Raw genomic sequence first — 19,963 nt, 5'->3', positions numbered from 1 at the left:
CGAAGTATCCTTATCTCAGGAAGCACAAGCTTTGGGGAAATCACTTCTGGCAAAGAGGGTATTTTGTGGACTCGGTAGGGGCAAACGAAGAAATAATGCGACGATATGTCCGGTACCAGGACAAGGTAGCCAAAGAGGAAGAAGAGAGACAAATACAGCCCGGACTGGAAGGGGAGTGTTTAAGCCCCCTTTTAGGGGGGCTGTGTCAAAGCCACCTGCTACGCAGGTGGATTATTTACATCTATCTTAAATCACCTGTGGAAATGGCATCGTTCTCAGGTTTAACGTTCTTCGCGTCCCTTTGTCTGCATGATTTCCGTCAGTTGACGATCTTTTTCTTCCCACAGTTCATTTAACCAACGCTGGAAACGGCGCTTAAAGTTTTTGTCATTCACGTAGTCGCCGTGCAGATCTTCCGCCACGGGAACGAGATTAACGCGAACAACAATGCGCGTCAGTCGGCCGCTTAACATATCGTAAAATGGCCTCTTGTTGTTCTCCGGATAGCAAAGCGTGACATTCAACAGCTTATCGAACTGTGCGCCGAGCACGTTCAACGCCATCGCGATACCTGCGGCTTTCGGTGGCAATAAATTGCGATAAGGTGAACGCGTTTGCCGCTGTTTGTCTTCGGTAAAACGCGAACCTTCTACAAAATTGACGATGGTGGTCGGATGTGCACGAAATTTCTCGCAGGAGCGGCGAGTGGTTTCAACATCTTTACCGCGACGCTCAGGATGGCGAATTAAATAGCCTCGCGAGTAGCGACGCATAAAGGGCATATCCAGCGCCCAGCAGGCAAGCCCGATAAAAGGTACCCATGCCAGTTGTTGCTTAAGGAAGTATTTATTCATAGGGATATGCTTGCGGAACAACACGCAGAGCACCACGATATCCGCCCAGCTATGATGATTGCTGATCAGCAGATACCAGTTTTTTTTGTTCAGTCCCTCAAGACCTTGCACGTCCCACGTCAGTCTGGGATTCAGGTAGAGCAACAGGGCCAACCCTTCGCACCAGCAATACATCATGAAATTGCAGAAACGGGAAATTGCACGCCATACCGCAGGGATAGGCACAAGAAGTTTAATCAGCCCGGCGATGATTATCGGTACGGAACAGATAATGGTCACTAAGATGGTAAGGGCGATACTCAGCGGAAGCGTTATCGCAGCGAGTAATCTCGACATAGTTAGTTTATTCAGAAAGTTAGGCTGATAAAGAGCGCAGTTAAACCGTGCAAGAGGCTGATTTTACCAGAAAACACAGCAAATGACGGGTCTTTCCAGAACAGAAAAAACGGCGGATCTTATATCCACATGGAACATTGAGTCATTAGAAAGGTATTAAAAGCAAGGATCAATAATTAACTTTATGATAAATAAACTTAAATTATGTTTTTTGTTATTTTGTTTCAGATCAGACAGCTATCCTTATAAAACTATGCACAAAGTTATCCACAGATATTACTGCCGCACGATCGACCGGATCAACGAATCTTTTTGGTGAAATGCGGGAAAAATTCAGGTTTTCAGGCCTGTCTGTGGCATCCTTTACCCATAATCTGATAAACAGGCACGGAAATTATGGTTCAGATCCCAGAAAACCCACTTATCCTCGTTGACGGCTCCTCTTACCTCTACCGGGCGTATCACGCTTTCCCGCCGCTGACTAACAGCGCTGGCGAACCGACAGGCGCTATGTATGGCGTGCTGAATATGCTGCGAAGCCTGATCCTCCAGTATCAACCCACTCATGCCGTTGTGGTTTTTGATGCCAAAGGAAAAACTTTCCGTGACGAACTGTTTGAGCATTACAAATCCCATCGTCCGCCGATGCCGGACGATCTGCGTGCGCAGATCGAACCGTTGCATACCATGGTGAAGGCAATGGGGCTGCCGCTAATGGCTGTGCCAGGCGTCGAAGCGGACGATGTGATCGGAACTCTGGCGCGCGAAGCAGAAAAAGCGGGGCATCCGGTGCTCATCAGTACCGGTGATAAAGACATGGCGCAACTGGTCACGCCGGGCATTACCCTGATTAATACCATGACCAATACCATTCTTGGCCCGGATGAAGTGGTGACGAAGTACGGCGTTCCGCCAGAGCTGATTATTGACTTCCTGGCGCTGATGGGCGACTCCTCCGATAATATTCCAGGCGTACCCGGCGTGGGCGAGAAAACGGCTCAGGCTCTGCTGCAGGGACTGGGGGGACTGGATGCGTTGTACGCGCACCCAGAAAAAATTGCCGGTTTGACTTTCCGCGGCGCCAAAACGATGGCGGCGAAACTGGAACAGAATAAAGAGGTGGCCTACCTCTCTTATCAGCTGGCCACGATTAAAACCGACGTTGAGCTGGATCTGAGCTGTGAAGAGCTGCACGTGCTGCCGCCAGTGGCGGACGATCTGTTGGCTCTGTTCAAAAAATATGAATTTAAGCGCTGGATAACCGATGTTGAATCCGGAAAATGGATGCAATCAAAAGGCGTCAAGCCAGCCGACAAACCGACAGAAGCAGCGGTAGTCGAGGAAGAAGAGGCCGAGGTGGCGGCGGCGCTGTCTGCGGAAAACTACGTCACTATTCTTGATGAAAAGACGCTGATCGAATGGATCGAGAAGCTGAAAAAAGCGCCGCTGTTTGCGTTTGATACGGAAACGGACAGCCTGGATAATATCTCCGCCAATATGGTAGGCCTGTCCTTTGCCATTGAGCCCGGCGTCGCAGCCTATGTCCCGGTTGCGCATGATTATCTCGATGCGCCGGAACAGATTTCCCGAGAACGTGTGCTGACGTTGCTGAAACCTTTGCTGGAAGATGAGAATCTGCTGAAGGTCGGGCAAAACCTGAAATATGACCGCGGAATTCTGGCGAACTATGACATTGAGCTACGCGGCATCGCTTTTGACACCATGCTGGAGTCCTACATTCTTGATAGCGTGGCGGGCCGCCATGATATGGACAGCCTCGCCGACCGCTGGCTGAAGCATAAAACAATTACCTTTGAAGAGATCGCAGGAAAAGGTAAAAATCAGCTCACTTTTAACCAGATCGCGCTGGAAGAAGCCGGGCGCTACGCGGCGGAAGATGCGGATGTCACCCTGCAGTTGCACCTGAAGATGTGGCCGAAGCTGCAGCAGCATGACGGTCCGCGGAATATCTTTACGCATATAGAGATGCCGCTGGTACCGGTGCTTTCTCGCGTGGAACGTAACGGCGTCAAAATCGATCCGGCGGTGCTGCACGCCCATTCGCAGGAGATCGCCAAACGCCTGATTGAACTGGAACAGAAAGCCTACGAGATCGCGGGCGAAGAATTCAATCTCTCTTCACCCAAGCAGTTGCAGACTATTTTGTTTGAAAAACAAGGTATTAAACCGCTGAAAAAAACGCCGGGCGGTGCGCCTTCCACATCCGAGGAAGTGCTCGAAGAACTGGCGCTGGATTACCCTCTACCGAAAGTTATTCTGGAATATCGCGGGCTGGCGAAGCTGAAGTCAACATATACCGACAAGCTGCCTCTGATGATTAACCCTAAAACCGGCCGCGTACATACCTCTTATCACCAGGCGGTAACGGCGACGGGGCGTCTCTCCTCCACCGATCCTAACCTGCAGAACATTCCGGTGCGTAACGAAGAAGGGCGTCGTATACGTCAGGCATTTATCGCGCCGCCAGATTACCTCATCGTTTCTGCCGACTACTCGCAAATTGAGTTGCGCATTATGGCGCATCTGTCGCGTGACAAAGGCCTGCTGGCCGCGTTTGCGGCAGGTAAAGATATCCACCGCGCAACGGCGGCCGAGGTCTTTGGCTTGCCGCTGGAGAGCGTAAGCGGCGAGCAGCGTCGAAGTGCCAAGGCGATTAACTTTGGTCTGATTTATGGCATGAGCGCATTCGGCCTCGCACGACAGCTCAATATTCCGCGCAAAGAGGCGCAGAAATATATGGACCTCTATTTTGAGCGCTATCCGGGCGTCCTTGATTACATGGAACGTACCCGAGCACAGGCAAAAGAGCAGGGCTATGTCGAAACGCTGGATGGCCGTCGCCTCTACCTTCCGGACATCAAATCCAGCAACGGCGCTCGACGTGCCGGCGCCGAACGTGCGGCGATCAATGCCCCGATGCAGGGTACGGCGGCAGATATTATCAAGCGTGCGATGATCGCCGTTGATGAATGGTTGCTGACTGAGAAGCCGCGAGTGCGGATGATCATGCAGGTGCACGATGAACTGGTCTTCGAAGTGCACAAAGATGACCTTGATGCCGTGGCGAAGAAGGTACACGAACTGATGGAAAACAGTACGACGCTAGCGGTACCGCTGCTGGTGGAAGTGGGAAGCGGAGAAAACTGGGATCAAGCGCACTAAGTATTCAGTGGATAAGGTGATTTTCTGTAAGTAAGCAACATAACTTATAGCGTTTTGTGATGCTCATTTGAATTTGCTATGTAAAGGGTGAAAAAAAACTACAAAAAATGCTTTCTCCATAACCGAAAGAAGAGTAAAGTTAACGACGTAGGGTACAGAGGTAAGATGTTCTATCTTTCAGACCTTTTACTTCACGTAATCGGATTTGGCTGAATATTTTAGCCGCCCCGGTCATTTATGACCGGGGCGTTTTTTATTGCGCGAAAGAAAATTTTTGCGGACCGCGGTGGGCTGATGATGTAGCCCGGATAAGGCGTCAGGCGCCGCTATCCGGGAAAACAACGGCGATTACTCTCCGTCGACGATCTCTTCCTGAGGAGGGATCTCATTAAACCAGCTGTCGAGCTTCTGACGCAGCTTATCCACGCCTGATTTCTTCAGCGAAGAGAAAGGTTCAACCTGCACATCTCCGTTAAAGGCAAGAACTGCTTCACGCACCATATTCACCTGCGCTTTACGCGCGCCGCTGGCCAGCTTATCGGCTTTAGTCAGCAGAACCAGAACCTGGATATCGCTTTCTACGGCCCATTCGATCATTTGCTGATCGAGGTCTTTCAGCGGATGACGGATATCCATCAGCACCACCAGTCCTTTCAGGCACAGACGTTTCTCCAGGTATTCACCCAGAGCACGCTGCCATTTGATCTTCATCTCCTCCGGGACCTGAGCGTAACCGTAACCCGGCAGGTCGACCAGGCGTTTGCCTTCGGCGACTTCGAACAGGTTGATTAGCTGGGTGCGGCCAGGGGTCTTGGAAGTACGCGCCAGGTTTTTCTGGTTGGTGAGCGTATTCAGGGCGCTGGATTTCCCCGCATTTGAGCGGCCAGCAAAGGCAACTTCGATACCCGTATCGGATGGAAGATGGCGGATATCGGGTGCGCTGGTGACAAAATGCGTCTGTTGATAGTTCCAGTGAGTCAAGACTGTCGTCTCCGTTAAATAAGGCTATGGCGGGGATTATACCTGAACAGCAGAAAAAGGCTGTTTTTACCGCATCCTCTGGCGTAAGTAAAAACCCTTAAATTTGTGAGACATTGACCATTCAAGGTCGAGGCAATCGATGAGAAATGATAGACGCTGATAGTGTAACACATTAAAAATCATACGATTAAATTTAAATAACCCTCCTGAATAACCATTTTTACTCTGTGGTTGGTTGTAGGATTTGATGAAAACGGTAGAGTAATGGGCAAAGGCGAGGAAGCCTACAGGACAGTGACTCAGGATGAGTTGTCAGGAGCGCCAGGAGGCGAAGACCCGGGATTAATGTCAGGATGACAAACGTCTGGAGACGTTTTGACAAGGAAAGGGACGTAACAGGGACTGTTATTTGCTGAAGGAAAGACAGGGTTCGTCGTGAGCTAACAGGGAAAGTGGAAACCCGCTAAGGGTTGTCAGTGAGGAAAAAGGCGGCAGAGTAATCTGTCGCCTTTTTTCTTTGCTTGCTTTCTGCTAGATTCCGCCTCAATTCTATACTGAAGAAAACGAATCTGAAGATTACCTATATGAAAAAACCGACATCCGTACCCCGTGGTAAAACGCATCGCAAGACACGTGAAGAAATGAATCAGGAATCCCGCGATCGCAAACGCCAGAAGAAACATCGTGGTCACGCGGCGGGAAGTCGCGCAACTGGCGGTGAAACCGCATCATCCGGCAAAAAACAGAGCCAACAGCAAGATCCGCGTATTGGGAGTAAAAAACCGATTCCGCTGGGCGTGACTGAAAGCACCCCGGCTACTAAGCAGCACAAACCGAAGAGCGAGAAACCTATGCTTTCACCACAGGCTGAGCTGGATTTGCTGGAAAACGATGAGCGCCTGGACGCGCTGCTGGAACGTCTGGAAGAGGGGGGCACCCTGAATGCTGAAGAGCAGTCATGGGTCGATGCCAAACTCGATCGTATTGATGAGCTGATGCAGCAGCTTGGCCTGTCCTACGATGATGACGAGGATGAGGAAGAAGAGCGTCAGGAAGATATGATGCGTCTGCTGAAGGGTGGAAACTAACGTTTGCACTCAATCGGATTCCCGGTCCTGCTTATAACCCTTTTGGTTGTATGTTATCTGCTGTGGTTATTCGTTAAACTACGACGGTTGTCGCGGCGTCAGAAATGGCTGCGCAACCGGCTCATTACCCGAGGTGCGGTTGGGCCGGGGTGGCGTACCCGCCGACGGCACCATCGGAAGGAGTGAGCATGTCTGTGCAGTTAATCGACTGGGATCTGGCCCTGATCCAGAAATATAACTATTCGGGGCCACGTTATACCTCATACCCCACCGCACTGGAGTTTTCTCCTGAGTTCGGTGCGGCAGAATTTGACGCGGCGGTAGCTCGATACCCGCAGCGTCCGCTATCGCTGTATGTGCATATTCCGTTTTGTCACAAGCTCTGTTATTTCTGCGGCTGCAACAAAATTGTGACTCGCCAGCAGCATAAAGCCGACCAGTATCTGGATGTTCTGGAGCAGGAAATTATCCATCGTGCGCCGCTCTTCGCCGGACGTCAGGTGAATCAGCTGCACTGGGGTGGCGGTACCCCCACTTATCTGAATAAAGTGCAAATAAGCCGCTTAATGCATTTGCTGCGCAGCCATTTCAATTTTAACGCCGATGCAGAGATCTCGATTGAAGTCGATCCGCGTGAAATTGAACTGGATGTCCTGGATCATCTCCGATCGGAAGGCTTCAACCGGCTGAGCATGGGCGTGCAGGACTTCAATAAAGAGGTTCAGCGGCTGGTTAACCGCGAGCAGGATGAAGCGTTTATCTTTGCCCTGCTCAATCATGCGCGTGAGATTGGTTTTACCTCGACGAATATCGATCTGATTTACGGCCTGCCAAAACAAACGCCGGAGAGTTTTGCGTTTACCTTGCAAAAAGTCGCTGAGCTCAACCCCGATCGTCTGAGCGTATTCAACTATGCGCATCTGCCGACACTCTTCGCCGCTCAGCGTAAAATCAAAGATGCCGACCTGCCTTCGGCGCAACAGAAGCTGGATATTCTGCAGGAAACCATTGCCTCACTCACTGACGCCGGCTATCAGTTTATCGGGATGGATCACTTTGCCCGTCCGGATGACGAGCTGGCCGTTGCTCAGCGCAACGGCGTCCTGCACCGCAACTTCCAGGGTTACACCACCCAGGGTGATACCGACCTGCTGGGGATGGGGGTGTCGGCGATCAGCATGATTGGCGACTGCTACGCGCAGAACCAGAAAGAGTTGAAACTCTATTATCAACAGGTTGATGAAACCGGAGATGCGCTGTGGCGCGGTATCGCGCTGACCCGCGATGACTGTATTCGTCGTGATGTGATTAAGGCGCTAATTTGCCAGTTCCATCTCGATTTCTCTGCGGTAGAAACGCGGTGGGAACTGGATTTCCAGCGTTATTTTGCCGACGATCTGGCGCTACTGGCACCGCTGGCAAAAGATGGGCTGGTGGATGTGGATGACAAGGGCATTCAGGTGACGCCAAAAGGCCGTCTGCTGATTCGCAACATCTGCATGTGCTTTGATGCCTACCTGCGTCAGAAAGCGCGCATGCAGCAGTTCTCCCGGGTGATTTAAACACTATCCCGGCGGCGACAGGCCTGCCGGGAAAGCGAAGCGTTACTCCATTCCTAACTCTTTCAGCTTGCGCGTTAGCGTATTACGTCCCCACCCCAGCAGACGCGCGGCCTCTTGCTTATGTCCTTGCGTATGGCGCAGGGCGGTAGTCAGCAGCGTCCGCTCCATCTCCGGCTGCGCTTCAGAAAGCAGGTTTTGATGACCGGAACGCAGGGCGCGATCGGCCCACTGTCCCAGTAACGTTGCCCAGCTGTCCGGCTGCATATGCGTTGGGCTATCGGGAATCGCGGTTTCAAACAGTTCGCTGGGAAGATCCTGCGTCAGAACCTCCTGGCCTGCTGCCATCACCGTTAGCCAGCGGCAGGTGTTCTCCAGCTGGCGGACGTTACCGGGCCAGGCTAAACGGGTTAGCGCGGTTTCCGTCTCCGGATGGAGCTGCTTGGCTTCGACCCCCAGTTCACGGGCGGCAATTTGCAGGAAATGCCGCGCCAGGCGGGGAATATCTTCGCGGCGCTCGCGCAGCGGTGGCAGATGAACGCGAATCACGTTCAGGCGGTGGAACAGGTCCTCACGGAACTTCCCTTCCTGCACGCGCTGCTCAAGATTCTGATGGGTTGCCGCAATAATTCGTACATCGACCTTTACCGGCGCATAGCCACCAACGCGGTAGAACTGGCCATCGGCCAGAACGCGCAGCAGGCGAGTCTGCACATCGAGCGGCATATCGCCGATCTCATCAAGGAACAGAGTCCCGCCGTCAGCCTGCTCAAAACGTCCCTGACGCACGGTATTGGCGCCGGTAAACGCCCCTTTTTCGTGACCGAAAAGTTCAGATTCGATCAGGTCTTTTGGGATCGCAGCCATATTCAGTGCGATAAACGGCGCTTTTGCCCGCGGGCTATGGCGGTGCAAGGCGTGCGCAACCAGCTCTTTACCGGTACCGGATTCGCCGTTGATCAATACGCTGATTGACGAACGCGACAGGCGCCCGATGATGCGAAAGACGTCCTGCATCGCCGGCGCTTCGCCGATGATATCAGCCGTCGGACTGGTTATCGTGATATTACGCGGCTGCTGCTGTTCCTGATAGTGGCTGATCGCGCGATCGACCAGAGCGACCGCTTCATCAATATCAAAAGGTTTGGGCAGATAGTCAAAGGCACCTTGCTGATAGGCGCTGACCGCCGCGTCCAGATCCGAATGCGCGGTCATTATGATGACCGGAAGCATTGGGTGACGCTGTTTAATTTGTTTCAGTAACGCCAACCCATCCATTCCCGGCATCCGAATATCAGATAACAGTACATCCGGGGTTTTGGTGGTGAGTGCATCAAGCACCTCGTTGCCGTTTTCAAACGTTGTACAACTTAAGCCTGCTCCGGTGAGCGCGCGTTCAAGCACCCAACGGATGGAGCTATCGTCATCAACGATCCAGGCTATCCCTCGTTGCATAAACACCTCTACTTCCGAATAGGCAGGTACACCGAGAATTCGGTATGCCCTGGCCAACTGGTAAATTCAATTTTGCCGGAGTGCTGATCGATAAGACTGCGGGCTATGGAGAGCCCCAGACCGGTACCGCCTTCGCGACCGCTAACCATGGGATAGAACAGCGTATCCTGTAAGTGGGACGGAATTCCCGGGCCATTATCTTCGACATCAATACGCGCGGTGAGGCGGTAACGTACGCCGTGCAGCGTCAGCTGAAAGGCGGTGCGGGTGCGCAGGGTGATCTCGCCACCTTCGGGCCCCAGCGCCTGCAGCGCGTTGCGTACGACATTCAGCAGAACCTGCTCGATCTGGTCTGGGTCATGAGGAAGCTCCGGCAGACTCGGGTCGTAATCGCGGACCAGCTTGACGTTATCCGGGAGTTCCATCGAGACTAGCTTCACAACCCGTTCGGCGACCTTATGGATGCTTTCGGTAACATGCATCCCTGGATGCTGCGGCCCCAGCAGGCGGTCGACCAGATTTCTTAAGCGATCGGCCTGTTCAATAATCACGTTGGTGTATTCCATAAGCGCCGGGTCAGGCAGCGCTTTACTCAGCAATTGCGCAGCGCCTCTCAGGCCGCCTAAAGGATTCTTGATCTCATGGGCCAGCCCGCGAACCAAATCCCGCGCCGCGATTTGCTGGGCGTGCTGCAGCTGCTCCTGGCTCAGGCGTCGCTGGTTATCCATCGGCGCCATCTCCAGCAGGATATAGCCTTCAGGCAGGCGCTGTGCCGTCAGAGACAGGATATGCGAGCGGCCATCGATAACCAGCGTCACTTCGTTGTCGGTAAAGCCCTGGCCCGCCAGCAGGCTTTCCTGCATCAGGTCGATATTCAGTGAAAAGTAGCTCAACAATTCCGGAAGCGGCGTGCCAAAGAGCTTACGTGAACTTTGCGCCAGCAACTGCTGCGCGGCCGGGTTCGCGTAATGCACCGCCAGGTCGTCATCGACCAGTAAAATACTGTTGATTAAAGAGTTAAGGATCTGCCCAGCATCGGGCTGAGTGCCTGTTGCCATCTGACAGTCTCCTGAAAAGAGTGCACTATTTCAGTGCAGTATAGCTTTTTATAGTTAAAAAGCGCATGAGATCAGAGTGTTGGTGGAGAAAAAAGCCCATCCTGAGATGGGCTGAAAGTTTCCACGGCAACAAAATATCCACGGTACCCCACGCCACAACACGGAATACCGGGGATTTACAGCAAAATCAGACGCTGTAGTACAGTTCGAATTCAACCGGGTGCGGAGTCATGCGTACACGGTCGTTTTCTTCAATACGCAGGGCGATGTAAGCATCGATAGCGTCGTTGGTGAACACGCCGCCAGCGGTCAGGAATTCACGGTCAGCATCCAGCGCGTTCAGTGCTTCTTCCAGAGAACCTGCAACCTGTGGGATCTCTTTCGCTTCTTCCGGCGGCAGGTCGTACAGGTTTTTGTCCATCGCTTCGCCCGGATGGATTTTGTTCTTGATACCGTCAAGACCAGCCATCAACAGTGCTGCGAAGCACAGGTACGGGTTAGCCGCCGGGTCCGGGAAGCGCACTTCGATACGGCGTGCTTTCGGCGAGGTGACGACCGGGATACGGATGGAAGCGGAACGGTTACGGGCAGAGTAAGCCAGCATGACTGGTGCTTCGTAACCCGGGACCAGACGCTTGTAGGAGTTGGTTGTCGGGTTTGCCAGGGCGTTGATCGCTTTAGCGTGCTTGATAACGCCGCCGATGTAGAACAGCGCTTGTTCAGACAGGCCTGCATACTTGTCGCCAGAGAACAGGTTTACGCCGTTCTTGGACAGAGACATGTGGCAGTGCATACCGGAACCGTTGTCACCGAACATCGGTTTCGGCATGAAGGTCGCAGTTTTACCAAAACGGTGCGCAACGTTGTGCACAACGTATTTGTAGATCTGAATTTCGTCCGCTTTTTTGGTCATGGTGTTGAAACGGGTAGCGATTTCGTTCTGACCCGCAGTAGCCACTTCGTGGTGGTGAGCTTCAACAACCAGGCCCATCTCTTCCAGGATCATACACATGGTAGAACGGATGTCCTGAGAGGAGTCAACCGGCGGAACCGGGAAGTAACCACCTTTTACGCCTGGGCGGTGACCTTTGTTACCACCTTCGTATTTGGTGGAGGAGTTCCATGCGCCTTCGATGTCGTCGATAGCCACGTGGGAGCCAGAGATAGAGGCGCCGAAACGGACATCGTCGAACAGGAAGAACTCAGGTTCTGGCCCGAACAGGACGGTGTCTGCCAAACCGGTAGAGCGCAGGTATTCTTCCGCGCGTTTTGCGATGGAGCGCGGGTCACGGTCGTAGCCCTGCAGCGTACCTGGTTCCAGGATATCGCAGCGGATGATCAGCGTTGGTTCTTCATAGAACGGGTCGATCAGCGCTGTGGTCGCATCCGGCATCAGAACCATGTCAGATTCGTTAATACCTTTCCAGCCACCAATCGAGGAGCCATCAAACATTTTGCCTTCTTCGAAGAATTCGGCATTTACCTGATGAGACGGAATTGTAACGTGCTGTTCTTTACCTTTGGTATCGGTGAAGCGCAGATCGACAAACTTCACTTCGTGCTCGTTCAGCATCGTCAAAACGTGTTCAGCGGACATACTTAAACTCTCCCGGATTGGTCATTGTCGTCGTGGCAACGAAAATTTTTTCACTGCTATGTGGCGTTGTTGCCTTAAAAAATATAAAGCGAAATCTGTGCCAACTTTTAAATTGCCCCCAAAAGGCGTTATCATGCACTCCATCGTGCAAAAGGGCTGCACCATTATGAATGCATAGCACCAATATAGTGCATATGCGTAAGCGTTGGGCACTAGTTTGGTGCAATTAACCTTAAATAACCCTTTTAACGCTCCGTGAAAGCGATCACAAAGAAACTCTGCAATACTTGTTTGGGGAGGATGTTTGTGATCCTGTTTTGTACTGCGATTAATCCGTGTACAATAACGCGCTATTTCTAATGCCTGAGGCAAAGTTGTGATCGAAAATTTGCGTAATATCGCCATCATCGCGCACGTTGACCATGGTAAAACTACCCTGGTTGATAAGCTGCTGCAGCAATCCGGTACGTTCGACGCGCGTGCCGAAACTCAAGAGCGAGTGATGGACTCCAACGATTTGGAGAAAGAGCGTGGGATTACCATCCTCGCGAAAAACACCGCCATCAAATGGAATGACTACCGTATCAACATCGTTGATACCCCTGGGCACGCCGACTTCGGAGGTGAGGTTGAGCGTGTCATGTCCATGGTTGACTCTGTGCTGCTGGTGGTTGACGCATTTGACGGCCCGATGCCGCAGACGCGCTTCGTGACCAAAAAAGCCTTTGCTCATGGCCTGAAGCCTATTGTCGTCATCAACAAAGTTGACCGTCCTGGCGCGCGTCCTGACTGGGTTGTCGATCAGGTATTCGACCTGTTCGTTAACCTCGACGCGACCGACGAACAGCTGGACTTCCCTATCGTTTACGCTTCTGCGCTGAACGGTATTGCGGGTCTGGATCACGAAGATATGGCTGAAGATATGACTCCGTTGTATCAGACCATCGTCGATCGTGTTCCGGCACCGAACGTTGACCTTGATGGTCCGCTGCAGATGCAGATCTCCCAGCTGGATTACAACAACTACGTTGGCGTCATTGGCATCGGCCGCATCAAACGCGGTAAAGTGAAGCCAAACCAGCAGGTTACTATCATTGATAGCGAAGGCAAAACCCGTAACGGTAAAGTGGGTAAAGTTCTGACCCACCTGGGCCTGGAGCGTATCGACAGCGATATTGCTGAAGCGGGCGATATCATCGCGATCACCGGTCTGGGTGAACTGAACATCTCTGACACCATCTGCGATCCGCAGAATGTTGAAGCGCTGCCGGCTCTGTCAGTCGATGAGCCGACCGTATCTATGTTCTTCTGCGTTAACACCTCTCCGTTCTGTGGTAAAGAAGGTAAGTACGTTACCTCTCGTCAGATTCTTGAACGTCTGAACAAAGAGCTGGTGCATAACGTGGCGCTTCGCGTTGAAGAAACTCCGGATGCAGACGCATTCCGCGTTTCCGGTCGTGGTGAGCTGCACCTGTCTGTTCTGATCGAAAATATGCGTCGTGAAGGTTTCGAAATGGCGGTTTCCCGTCCGAAAGTTATCTTCCGCGAAATCGACGGCCGTAAACAAGAGCCGTTCGAAAACGTAACGCTGGACGTTGAAGAGCAGCATCAGGGTTCTGTCATGCAGGCTCTTGGCGAGCGTAAAGGCGACCTGAAAAATATGAATCCAGATGGCAAAGGCCGCGTACGTCTCGACTACGTGATCCCAAGCCGTGGCCTGATCGGCTTCCGTTCGGAGTTCATGACCATGACCTCCGGTACTGGTCTGCTGTACTCCACCTTCAGCCACTACGACGACATTCGTGCGGGCGATGTGGGTCAGCGTCAGAACGGCGTACTGATCTCCAACGGTCAGGGTAAAGCGGTTGCGTTTGCACTGTTCAGCCTGCAGGACCGAGGTAAGCTGTTCCTGGGTCACGGTGCTGAAGTTTACGAAGGCCAGATCATCGGTATTCACAGTCGTTCTAACGACCTGACTGTAAACTGCCTGACCGGTAAGAAACTGACCAACATGCGTGCTTCCGGTACTGACGAAGCAACGGTCCTGGTTCCGCCAGTGAAGATGACCCTGGAGCAGGCTCTGGAGTTCATCGATGACGACGAACTGGTAGAAGTTACCCCAACTTCCGTTCGTATCCGTAAACGTCATCTGACTGAGAACGACCGTAAACGCGCAATGCGCGGTGCGAAAGAAGATTAATTCCCTCTTCTTGTCGATACAGAACCTCGCCTTTATGGCGGGGTTTTTTTTGTCTGTAGAAAACCTCCGGCCAGGTGAACTGCACCCTAAACGTTCGACACTCAACGAGTAAGGGGGCAGTTCACAGACGCAGGTTCCAAAAACCTTTCCGCTCTGGGCCAGTGATTAACATCCCTTTTGCTTTGTTAAAACACCTTGCGTTAAGGCAACGGCGAGAGTCAAAGCCGAAATCAAAAGGAGGTCCCGCCGAAATGAGTGTGTCGGGATTTATGGGATAGCTGAAGGGAAAAAGTCGCCTGATGCTGTATGCGCAGCTTGATGATCTGAGGCACAAATACAGAGCCCGGGAGTTCTGGTGCCGGGTGACTACGTCGGTACGGTAGGCAAGAACACGGCGAAGATACAGGAATACATAACGCACCAGATTGAAGAGGATAAAACGGGTGAGCAGTTATCGATCCCTTATTCGGGCAGCATGAATTGTTCTGAACGCCGGTTTAAAAACCATACATAGTCAAACTCCGTCTTTCCCGCTACAGTTAATCTTTCATGGTGCGCAAGGAGACAAAAATGCTCTATATCTTTGATTTAGGTAATGTGATTGTCGACATCGACTTCAACCGGGTACTCGGGACATGGAGCGATTTGAGCCGCATCCCGCTCGCGACGCTCAAGCAGCATTTCACCATGGGCGAGGAATTCCATCAGCACGAACGCGGTGAAATTAGCGATGAAGCCTTCGCGCAAGCGATGTGCCATGAAATGAATATGCCGCTGAGCTATGAGCAGTTTTCTCACGGCTGGCAGGCTGTTTTTGTCTCTCTGCGCCCGGAAGTTATCGCGATTATGCAAAAACTGCGCGAGCAGGGGCACCGCGTGGTGGTCCTGTCCAATACCAACCGTCTGCATACCACTTTTTGGCCGGATGAATATCCGCAGGTGCGGGCTGCTGCCGACCGTATCTATCTTTCCCAGGAGATGGGGATGCGCAAACCCGAGGCGAGAATCTATCAAAGCGTCCTGCAGTCGGAAGGTTTTTCTGCGGAGGATACGGTCTTTTTTGACGATAACGCCGATAATATAGCGGGGGCTAACCAGTTGGGGATCACCAGTATCCTGGTGACCGGAAAGGAGACCATCCCCGCCTACTTTGCGAAATAACTATGCTCAAAACCGTTCATCAAAAAGCAAAGCGTCGCGTCCGGCCCCTTATGGCTTGGATCAAACTGCTCTGGCGACGTATTGATGAAGACCATATGACGACACTGGCGGGGAATCTCGCCTATGTGTCGCTACTCTCCCTGGTGCCGCTGATCGCCGTTGTCTTTGCGCTGTTCTCGGCCTTTCCGATGTTTGCCACGGTCAGTGGGCAGATTCGCCACTTTATTTTCGCGAACTTCATCCCGGCGACCGGGGATGTCATTCAGGGATACATTGAACAGTTTGTCGCGAACTCCAGCCGGATGACGGCCGTCGGTGCTATCGGGCTGATCGTGACCTCGCTGCTGCTGATGTATTCGATTGATAGCGCGCTGAACACCATCTGGCGCAGCACGCGTACCCGGCCCAAAATCTACTCGTTTGCCGTTTACTGGATGATTCTGACGCTGGGGCCACTGCTGGCGGGGGCGAGTCTGGTGATCAGCTCTTATCTGCTGTCGCTGCGCTGGGCAAGCGAACTGAACAGCGTGATTGATGATGTGTTGCGTCTCTTCCCGCTGATTTTATCGTGGACGGCGTTCTGGCTGCTTTACAGCATTGTACCAACAACCCAGGTACGCAATCGCGATGCGATTATTGGAGCGCTGGTGGCGGCGCTGTTATTTGAGGCGGGCAAAAAAGCGTTTGCCTTATATATCACGGCGTTTCCGTCGTATCAGCTGATTTACGGCGTGATAGCCGTGGTGCCTATTTTGTTTGTCTGGGTGTACTGGACGTGGTGTATCGTCTTGCTTGGGGCAGAAATTACTGTCACTCTCGAGGAATACCGCAAACTTAAAAAAGAAGAAACAGAATAACTATGATTGCATTAATTCAGCGCGTATCCCGTGCAAGCGTAACCGTGGAGGGCGAAGTGACGGGTGAAATTGGCCCGGGGCTTCTGGTGTTGTTAGGTGTCGAGAAAGACGATGACGAGCAAAAAGCGAATCGCTTGTGCGAGCGCGTGCTTGGCTATCGTATTTTCAGCGATGGCGAAGGAAAAATGAACCTGAATGTGCAGCAGTCCGGCGGCAGCGTCCTGGTGGTCTCACAATTCACGCTGGCGGCGGATACCGAACGGGGCATGCGTCCGGGTTTTTCCAAAGGGGCCGCCCCAGACAGAGCAGAAGCGCTGTATGACTATTTTGTCGGTCGCTGTCGCCAGCAGGAGATGAACACTCAAACCGGGAGATTTGCTGCGGATATGCAGGTCTCACTGGTGAATGATGGTCCTGTGACCTTTTGGTTGCAGGTATGAGCCAGCTTGCGGGCCGGCTGCGGGTAACAAAAGAGAGTACAGCTATGTATCACCTTCGTGTACCGCAAACAGAAGACGAACTCGAGAGCTACTATCACTTCCGCTGGGAGATGTTGCGCAAGCCCCTTCATCAGCCCAAAGGATCGGAGCGTGACGCCTGGGATGCGATGGCGCATCACCAGATGGTTGTGGATGAAGAAGGCAACCTGGTTGCCGTCGGGCGACTCTATATAAATGCGGAGAACGAAGCCTCGATTCGCTTTATGGCCGTACACCCGTCGGTGCAGGATAAAGGATTGGGTACGCTGATGGCGATGACGCTAGAGTCCGTTGCCCGCCAGGAGGGCGTTAAGCGCGTGACCTGTAGCGCTCGCGAAGACGCGGTGGATTTTTTTGCCAAGCTCGGTTTTGTTAACCAGGGCGAGATTACCACCCCAACCACCACGCCGATCCGCCACTTCCTGATGATTAAACCGATCGCCTCGCTGGACGATATTCTGCATCGCGGCGACTGGTGCGGGCAGCTGCAGCAGGCCTGGTACCAGCACATTCCGCTCAGCGAAAAAATGGGCGTGCGTATTCAGCAGTACACCGGCAAAAATTTCATCACCACCATGCCCGAAGCCGGTAACCAGAATCCGCACCATACGCTGTTTGCCGGAAGTCTGTTTTCTCTGGCGACGCTGACCGGTTGGGGGCTGATCTGGCTGATGCTGCGCGAACGGCATTTGGGCGGCACGATTATTCTCGCCGATGCCCATATCCGTTACAGCCAGCCGATTAGCGGCCGCCCGAGCGCGGTGGCCGATCTGGGCTCGCTCAGCGGCGATCTCGACCGCCTGGCGCGCGGGCGCAAAGCTCGCGTACAACTGCAGGTTGAGTTGTTTGGTGGTGAGAGTCTGGGCGCCATTTTTGAAGGCATTTACATCGTTTTGCCCGCAAAGCCGTTTGGGTCGTATGAAGAGGGCGGGAACGAAGAAGAGTAATTCCCGCCACACTGATTATATCGACCGACCTGGTGAACGAATTCGCCAGGCGATATCGCTCATGGCATGGCGCGCCGCCAGACTGATGCCTGCCAGCTGAAAGAAACCGTGAATCACGCCAGAATAGCGCTGGCAGGTACAGACCACGTTTTGCGCGATCATTCGTTGGTACAGTGCTTCGCCCTCATCACGCAGCGGGTCATATTCGGCGGTGAGGATATGCACCGGCGGCAGGCCGCTGAAGTCGTCTCGCCAGAGCGGGCTGGCCTCCGGGTGTGCAGGTTCCGTTGAGGGCAGGTACATTTCGTAGCCGCTTAGCAGCGTATCCCGGGTGATGATGTAATCCTCTCCGTTGCTGACGTAGCTTGCCGAAGTCGCGGCGGCGTCCAGCATAGGGTAAATCAGAATCAGCTGTGCGGGCTGCCAGCCACCCGCGGCTTTCAGCCGTAGCGCGGTGACGAGAGCCAGATGCCCCCCCGCGCTATCGCCAGCAAGGGTGATTTGCGAGGCATCCACCCCGAGCTGCTCCGCGTGACGCCGGATAATCTGCGCTCCCTGTTCCGCATCATCGTGCGCGCCAGGATATGTCTGCTCGGGCGCCAGCCGGTATTGCACGGCAATCACCCGGCAGCCGCTTTCATACGCCAGCTGGCGCAATTGTTTATCGTGGGTGGCGAAACCGCCGCTGACAAAACAGCCGCCGTGATAGTAGATAACGGCAGGCAGCGGATCGGCAGCATTCTGCGGCGATACCACGCGAAAACACATTCCCTCCAGCATGACATCATCCACCTGCACACGCGTTTCGGTTTCTCCAGCCAGTACCGTACTGGCTACATAACCTGCCCTCCGGTCATCAATATTCTGCTCTCGCGAAGAGGGGCGCCCTGCAGCGATGAACTCCTCAACCAGCCGGGCAATACCGTGTTCCAGTACCATCATTAATATTCCTTTTTTCTGTATGGATATACAGTGTTATAGCCTGGATTGCAGCCGATAGAAAAGAGGTTTGTTGTAGAAAATGAGCGCCGGGAACGGGAGAAACGCGTTATAGAGCAAGGCGCTCCTCTGCTGAGGTGCTTGCGCATCGGGTTTTGGTGAGTGCCGGGCAACCTGGATCACCCGGCATGATGAGGGGATTTACTCCCCTTCGCCAGGGAACATAAACGGATTAATCGAACTTCTGGCGAAGCCTTCTTGCTCCATGCGGGCATCCAGCACCAGCGAGGCGAGATCGTCAGCCACGGCTTCCACTTTTGGATCTTTTTCCTGGTACAGAATCTTCAGGTAAGTCCCGCAGTCACCGCAGCTCTCGGCCTTAATAGCCGCCTGTTCGTTGTCCAGAGACCAGTAATGTAAATCCCGGCTCTGCTCGCAGTTGCTGCACTTCACGCGCACGACGTGCCATTCGGTTTCGCACAGATTGCAGTGCAGGTAGCGCAAACCCTGGGTGGTGCCAATTTGCACCATACTGGATACCGGCATTGAACCGCAAACCGGGCAATACTGACGCTGTTCGCCATATTCGGCCCGCGCCTTGCCAGGGATCAGGCTGGCCATCTGTGCCCAGTAGAGCGACAGTGCAGCCCAGATAAACGGCGCTTTGTCGCTACTGACCGATGCAAAGTCGGAAGCGAAGAGGGCGCTTGCCATCAGCTCCAGCTCCTGTTCAGAAGCTTTTTCGAGGTTTTCGATGACCGCCAGCGCCGGGCCACTCATCTCTGGCTTCAGCTCGGCAATCAGCGAATGCAGGAGCTTGTGCCAGTGCTTGTCGCGCGGCAGGACGTGAATATCCAGCGGCGGTTTTCCCTGCTCGTTCGCGTCTTTGAGGCGGGTGGTCAGATCCATCTGTAGCGGATGGTCGTAGAGCACCACTTCCTGGGCGTGTGCAATCAGCGCAGCAAAGCGCAGGTAGTCGCCTAGCGGATTATTCTGCGCCAGTTCGCGCAGACGATCGGCACGGCGGTTATAAAGATTTTTCAGCCGGGGGAACAGTAACGGCGGAATGTACTCCGCCGTGCGTTTCTCGCTCGAACCCAGCTCATCTTGCGGGATTATGCGAATACTCATTCAGTCTTTTTTTCCTGTTTCTGGCGAACTTCGCGATACCAGCGCGGGTGATGTTTCTTCGCCCATGTTTTGCTCACCCAGCCTTCCACCATTGCGGTAATGGTGCCTTTCACCCACAGGGCGGCGTAAATATGCACC

At 53.3% G+C, this 19,963-nt stretch carries 16 protein-coding genes and 3 pseudogenes; 11 read left to right on the top strand and 8 right to left on the bottom strand.

The genetic code is table 11. The features are described 5' to 3' along the window. Positions 1-143: pseudogene (locus ACZAHD_RS14975) on the top strand (transposase); the annotation flags it as partial. Positions 144-281: 138 nt separating this feature from the next. On the opposite strand, the gene ACZAHD_RS14970 reads toward ACZAHD_RS14975, so the two are convergent. Beyond that, positions 282-1,190, bottom strand: a complete 909-nt coding sequence (locus ACZAHD_RS14970) for an acyltransferase (RefSeq protein ID WP_462457476.1) — start codon at positions 1,188-1,190, stop codon at positions 282-284. A 396-nt stretch (positions 1,191-1,586) separates the two neighbouring features. Between ACZAHD_RS14970 and polA the strand changes: the two genes are divergently transcribed. Together polA and spfP are read left to right on the top strand one after the other, a co-directional pair. Beyond that, complete coding sequence (polA, locus tag ACZAHD_RS14965) at positions 1,587-4,373, top strand: DNA polymerase I (protein WP_462457475.1); 2,787 nt, start codon at positions 1,587-1,589, stop codon at positions 4,371-4,373. A 165-nt stretch (positions 4,374-4,538) separates the two neighbouring features. After that, entirely contained in the window at positions 4,539-4,586 is a 48-nt protein-coding gene (gene spfP, locus ACZAHD_RS14960; protein ID WP_071892919.1) for a small protein SpfP, read from the top strand. 135 nt (positions 4,587-4,721) lie between these two features. On the opposite strand, the gene yihA is transcribed toward spfP, so the two are convergent. Then, the gene (yihA, locus tag ACZAHD_RS14955; protein WP_462457474.1) at positions 4,722-5,354 is read right to left on the bottom strand and encodes a ribosome biogenesis GTP-binding protein YihA/YsxC; all 633 of its coding nucleotides are present in this window, start codon (positions 5,352-5,354) and stop codon (positions 4,722-4,724) included. 584 nt (positions 5,355-5,938) lie between these two features. Here yihA and yihI point away from each other — a divergent pair. Both yihI and hemN read left to right on the top strand, forming a co-directional pair. Further along, positions 5,939-6,442: a Der GTPase-activating protein YihI gene (gene yihI / locus ACZAHD_RS14950; protein ID WP_462457473.1), complete on the top strand. Its 504-nt coding sequence runs from the start codon at positions 5,939-5,941 to the stop codon at positions 6,440-6,442. A 188-nt stretch (positions 6,443-6,630) separates the two neighbouring features. Further along, on the top strand, positions 6,631-8,004 hold the full coding sequence (gene hemN, locus ACZAHD_RS14945) for an oxygen-independent coproporphyrinogen III oxidase (RefSeq protein ID WP_462457472.1): 1,374 nt from the start codon (positions 6,631-6,633) through the stop codon (positions 8,002-8,004). Positions 8,005-8,046: 42 nt separating this feature from the next. Here the strand turns inward: hemN and glnG are convergent, their stop codons facing one another. The 3 genes from glnG to glnA all read right to left on the bottom strand — a co-directional run bounded on the left by glnG (position 8,047) and on the right by glnA (position 12,111). After that, positions 8,047-9,456, bottom strand: coding sequence for a nitrogen regulation protein NR(I) (glnG, locus tag ACZAHD_RS14940; protein ID WP_100686443.1), 1,410 nt, complete (start codon positions 9,454-9,456; stop codon positions 8,047-8,049). Positions 9,457-9,464: 8 nt separating this feature from the next. Then, complete coding sequence (gene glnL / locus ACZAHD_RS14935; protein ID WP_462457471.1) at positions 9,465-10,514, bottom strand: nitrogen regulation protein NR(II); 1,050 nt, start codon at positions 10,512-10,514, stop codon at positions 9,465-9,467. Positions 10,515-10,701: 187 nt separating this feature from the next. After that, positions 10,702-12,111 carry a glutamate--ammonia ligase gene (gene glnA / locus ACZAHD_RS14930; protein WP_045853701.1) on the bottom strand — a complete coding sequence of 470 codons (1,410 nt, stop codon included), beginning with the start codon at positions 12,109-12,111 and terminating at the stop codon, positions 10,702-10,704. Positions 12,112-12,487: 376 nt separating this feature from the next. On the opposite strand from glnA, the gene typA reads away from it, so the two are divergent. The 6 genes and pseudogenes from typA (at position 12,488) to fabY (ending at position 17,755) form a co-directional block, all read left to right on the top strand. After that, on the top strand, positions 12,488-14,311 hold the full coding sequence (gene typA / locus ACZAHD_RS14925) for a ribosome-dependent GTPase TypA (protein WP_462457470.1): 1,824 nt from the start codon (positions 12,488-12,490) through the stop codon (positions 14,309-14,311). Positions 14,312-14,553: 242 nt separating this feature from the next. After that, positions 14,554-14,825, top strand: a pseudogene (locus tag ACZAHD_RS14920) (transposase); the annotation flags it as partial. A gap of 56 nt (positions 14,826-14,881) precedes the next feature. Continuing rightward, positions 14,882-15,472 carry a glucose-1-phosphatase gene (gene yihX / locus ACZAHD_RS14915; RefSeq protein ID WP_462457469.1) on the top strand — a complete coding sequence of 197 codons (591 nt, stop codon included), beginning with the start codon at positions 14,882-14,884 and terminating at the stop codon, positions 15,470-15,472. A gap of 2 nt (positions 15,473-15,474) precedes the next feature. Further along, positions 15,475-16,329, top strand: a complete 855-nt coding sequence (locus ACZAHD_RS14910) for a virulence factor BrkB family protein (RefSeq protein ID WP_462457468.1) — start codon at positions 15,475-15,477, stop codon at positions 16,327-16,329. Between the two features lie 2 nt (positions 16,330-16,331). After that, positions 16,332-16,769, top strand: coding sequence for a D-aminoacyl-tRNA deacylase (gene dtd, locus ACZAHD_RS14905; RefSeq protein ID WP_462457467.1), 438 nt, complete (start codon positions 16,332-16,334; stop codon positions 16,767-16,769). Positions 16,770-16,813: 44 nt separating this feature from the next. Continuing rightward, entirely contained in the window at positions 16,814-17,755 is a 942-nt protein-coding gene (gene fabY / locus ACZAHD_RS14900; protein WP_462457466.1) for a fatty acid biosynthesis protein FabY, read from the top strand. 15 nt (positions 17,756-17,770) lie between these two features. Here the strand turns inward: fabY and ACZAHD_RS14895 are convergent, their stop codons facing one another. From ACZAHD_RS14895 to ACZAHD_RS14885, 3 genes and pseudogenes are all read right to left on the bottom strand, one after another. Beyond that, positions 17,771-18,694, bottom strand: coding sequence for an alpha/beta hydrolase (locus tag ACZAHD_RS14895; protein ID WP_462457477.1), 924 nt, complete (start codon positions 18,692-18,694; stop codon positions 17,771-17,773). A gap of 201 nt (positions 18,695-18,895) precedes the next feature. Beyond that, entirely contained in the window at positions 18,896-19,825 is a 930-nt protein-coding gene (gene fdhE, locus ACZAHD_RS14890; protein ID WP_462457465.1) for a formate dehydrogenase accessory protein FdhE, read from the bottom strand. Beyond that, positions 19,822-19,963: pseudogene (locus ACZAHD_RS14885) on the bottom strand (formate dehydrogenase cytochrome b556 subunit); the annotation flags it as partial. The pseudogene ACZAHD_RS14885 and the gene fdhE, both read right to left, overlap by 4 nt.

This window comes from Raoultella sp. (assembly GCF_039594335.1).
Lineage (GTDB): Bacteria > Pseudomonadota > Gammaproteobacteria > Enterobacterales > Enterobacteriaceae > Klebsiella.
The sequence above is the reverse complement of the archived record's forward strand: the minus strand, read 5'-3'. Positions and strand labels throughout refer to the sequence as shown.

Coding starts and splice junctions, on each gene's coding strand:
- ACZAHD_RS14895 (WP_462457477.1), bottom strand. CDS start 18,694: ATGGTACTGGAACACGGTATTGCCCGGCTGGTTGAGGAGTTCATCGCT.
- glnG (WP_100686443.1), bottom strand. CDS start 9,456: ATGCAACGAGGGATAGCCTGGATCGTTGATGACGATAGCTCCATCCGT.
- glnL (WP_462457471.1), bottom strand. CDS start 10,514: ATGGCAACAGGCACTCAGCCCGATGCTGGGCAGATCCTTAACTCTTTA.
- fabY (WP_462457466.1), top strand. CDS start 16,814: ATGTATCACCTTCGTGTACCGCAAACAGAAGACGAACTCGAGAGCTAC.
- yihX (WP_462457469.1), top strand. CDS start 14,882: ATGCTCTATATCTTTGATTTAGGTAATGTGATTGTCGACATCGACTTC.
- polA (WP_462457475.1), top strand. CDS start 1,587: ATGGTTCAGATCCCAGAAAACCCACTTATCCTCGTTGACGGCTCCTCT.
- hemN (WP_462457472.1), top strand. CDS start 6,631: ATGTCTGTGCAGTTAATCGACTGGGATCTGGCCCTGATCCAGAAATAT.
- ACZAHD_RS14910 (WP_462457468.1), top strand. CDS start 15,475: ATGCTCAAAACCGTTCATCAAAAAGCAAAGCGTCGCGTCCGGCCCCTT.
- dtd (WP_462457467.1), top strand. CDS start 16,332: ATGATTGCATTAATTCAGCGCGTATCCCGTGCAAGCGTAACCGTGGAG.
- yihI (WP_462457473.1), top strand. CDS start 5,939: ATGAAAAAACCGACATCCGTACCCCGTGGTAAAACGCATCGCAAGACA.
- ACZAHD_RS14970 (WP_462457476.1), bottom strand. CDS start 1,190: ATGTCGAGATTACTCGCTGCGATAACGCTTCCGCTGAGTATCGCCCTT.
- glnA (WP_045853701.1), bottom strand. CDS start 12,111: ATGTCCGCTGAACACGTTTTGACGATGCTGAACGAGCACGAAGTGAAG.
- fdhE (WP_462457465.1), bottom strand. CDS start 19,825: ATGAGTATTCGCATAATCCCGCAAGATGAGCTGGGTTCGAGCGAGAAA.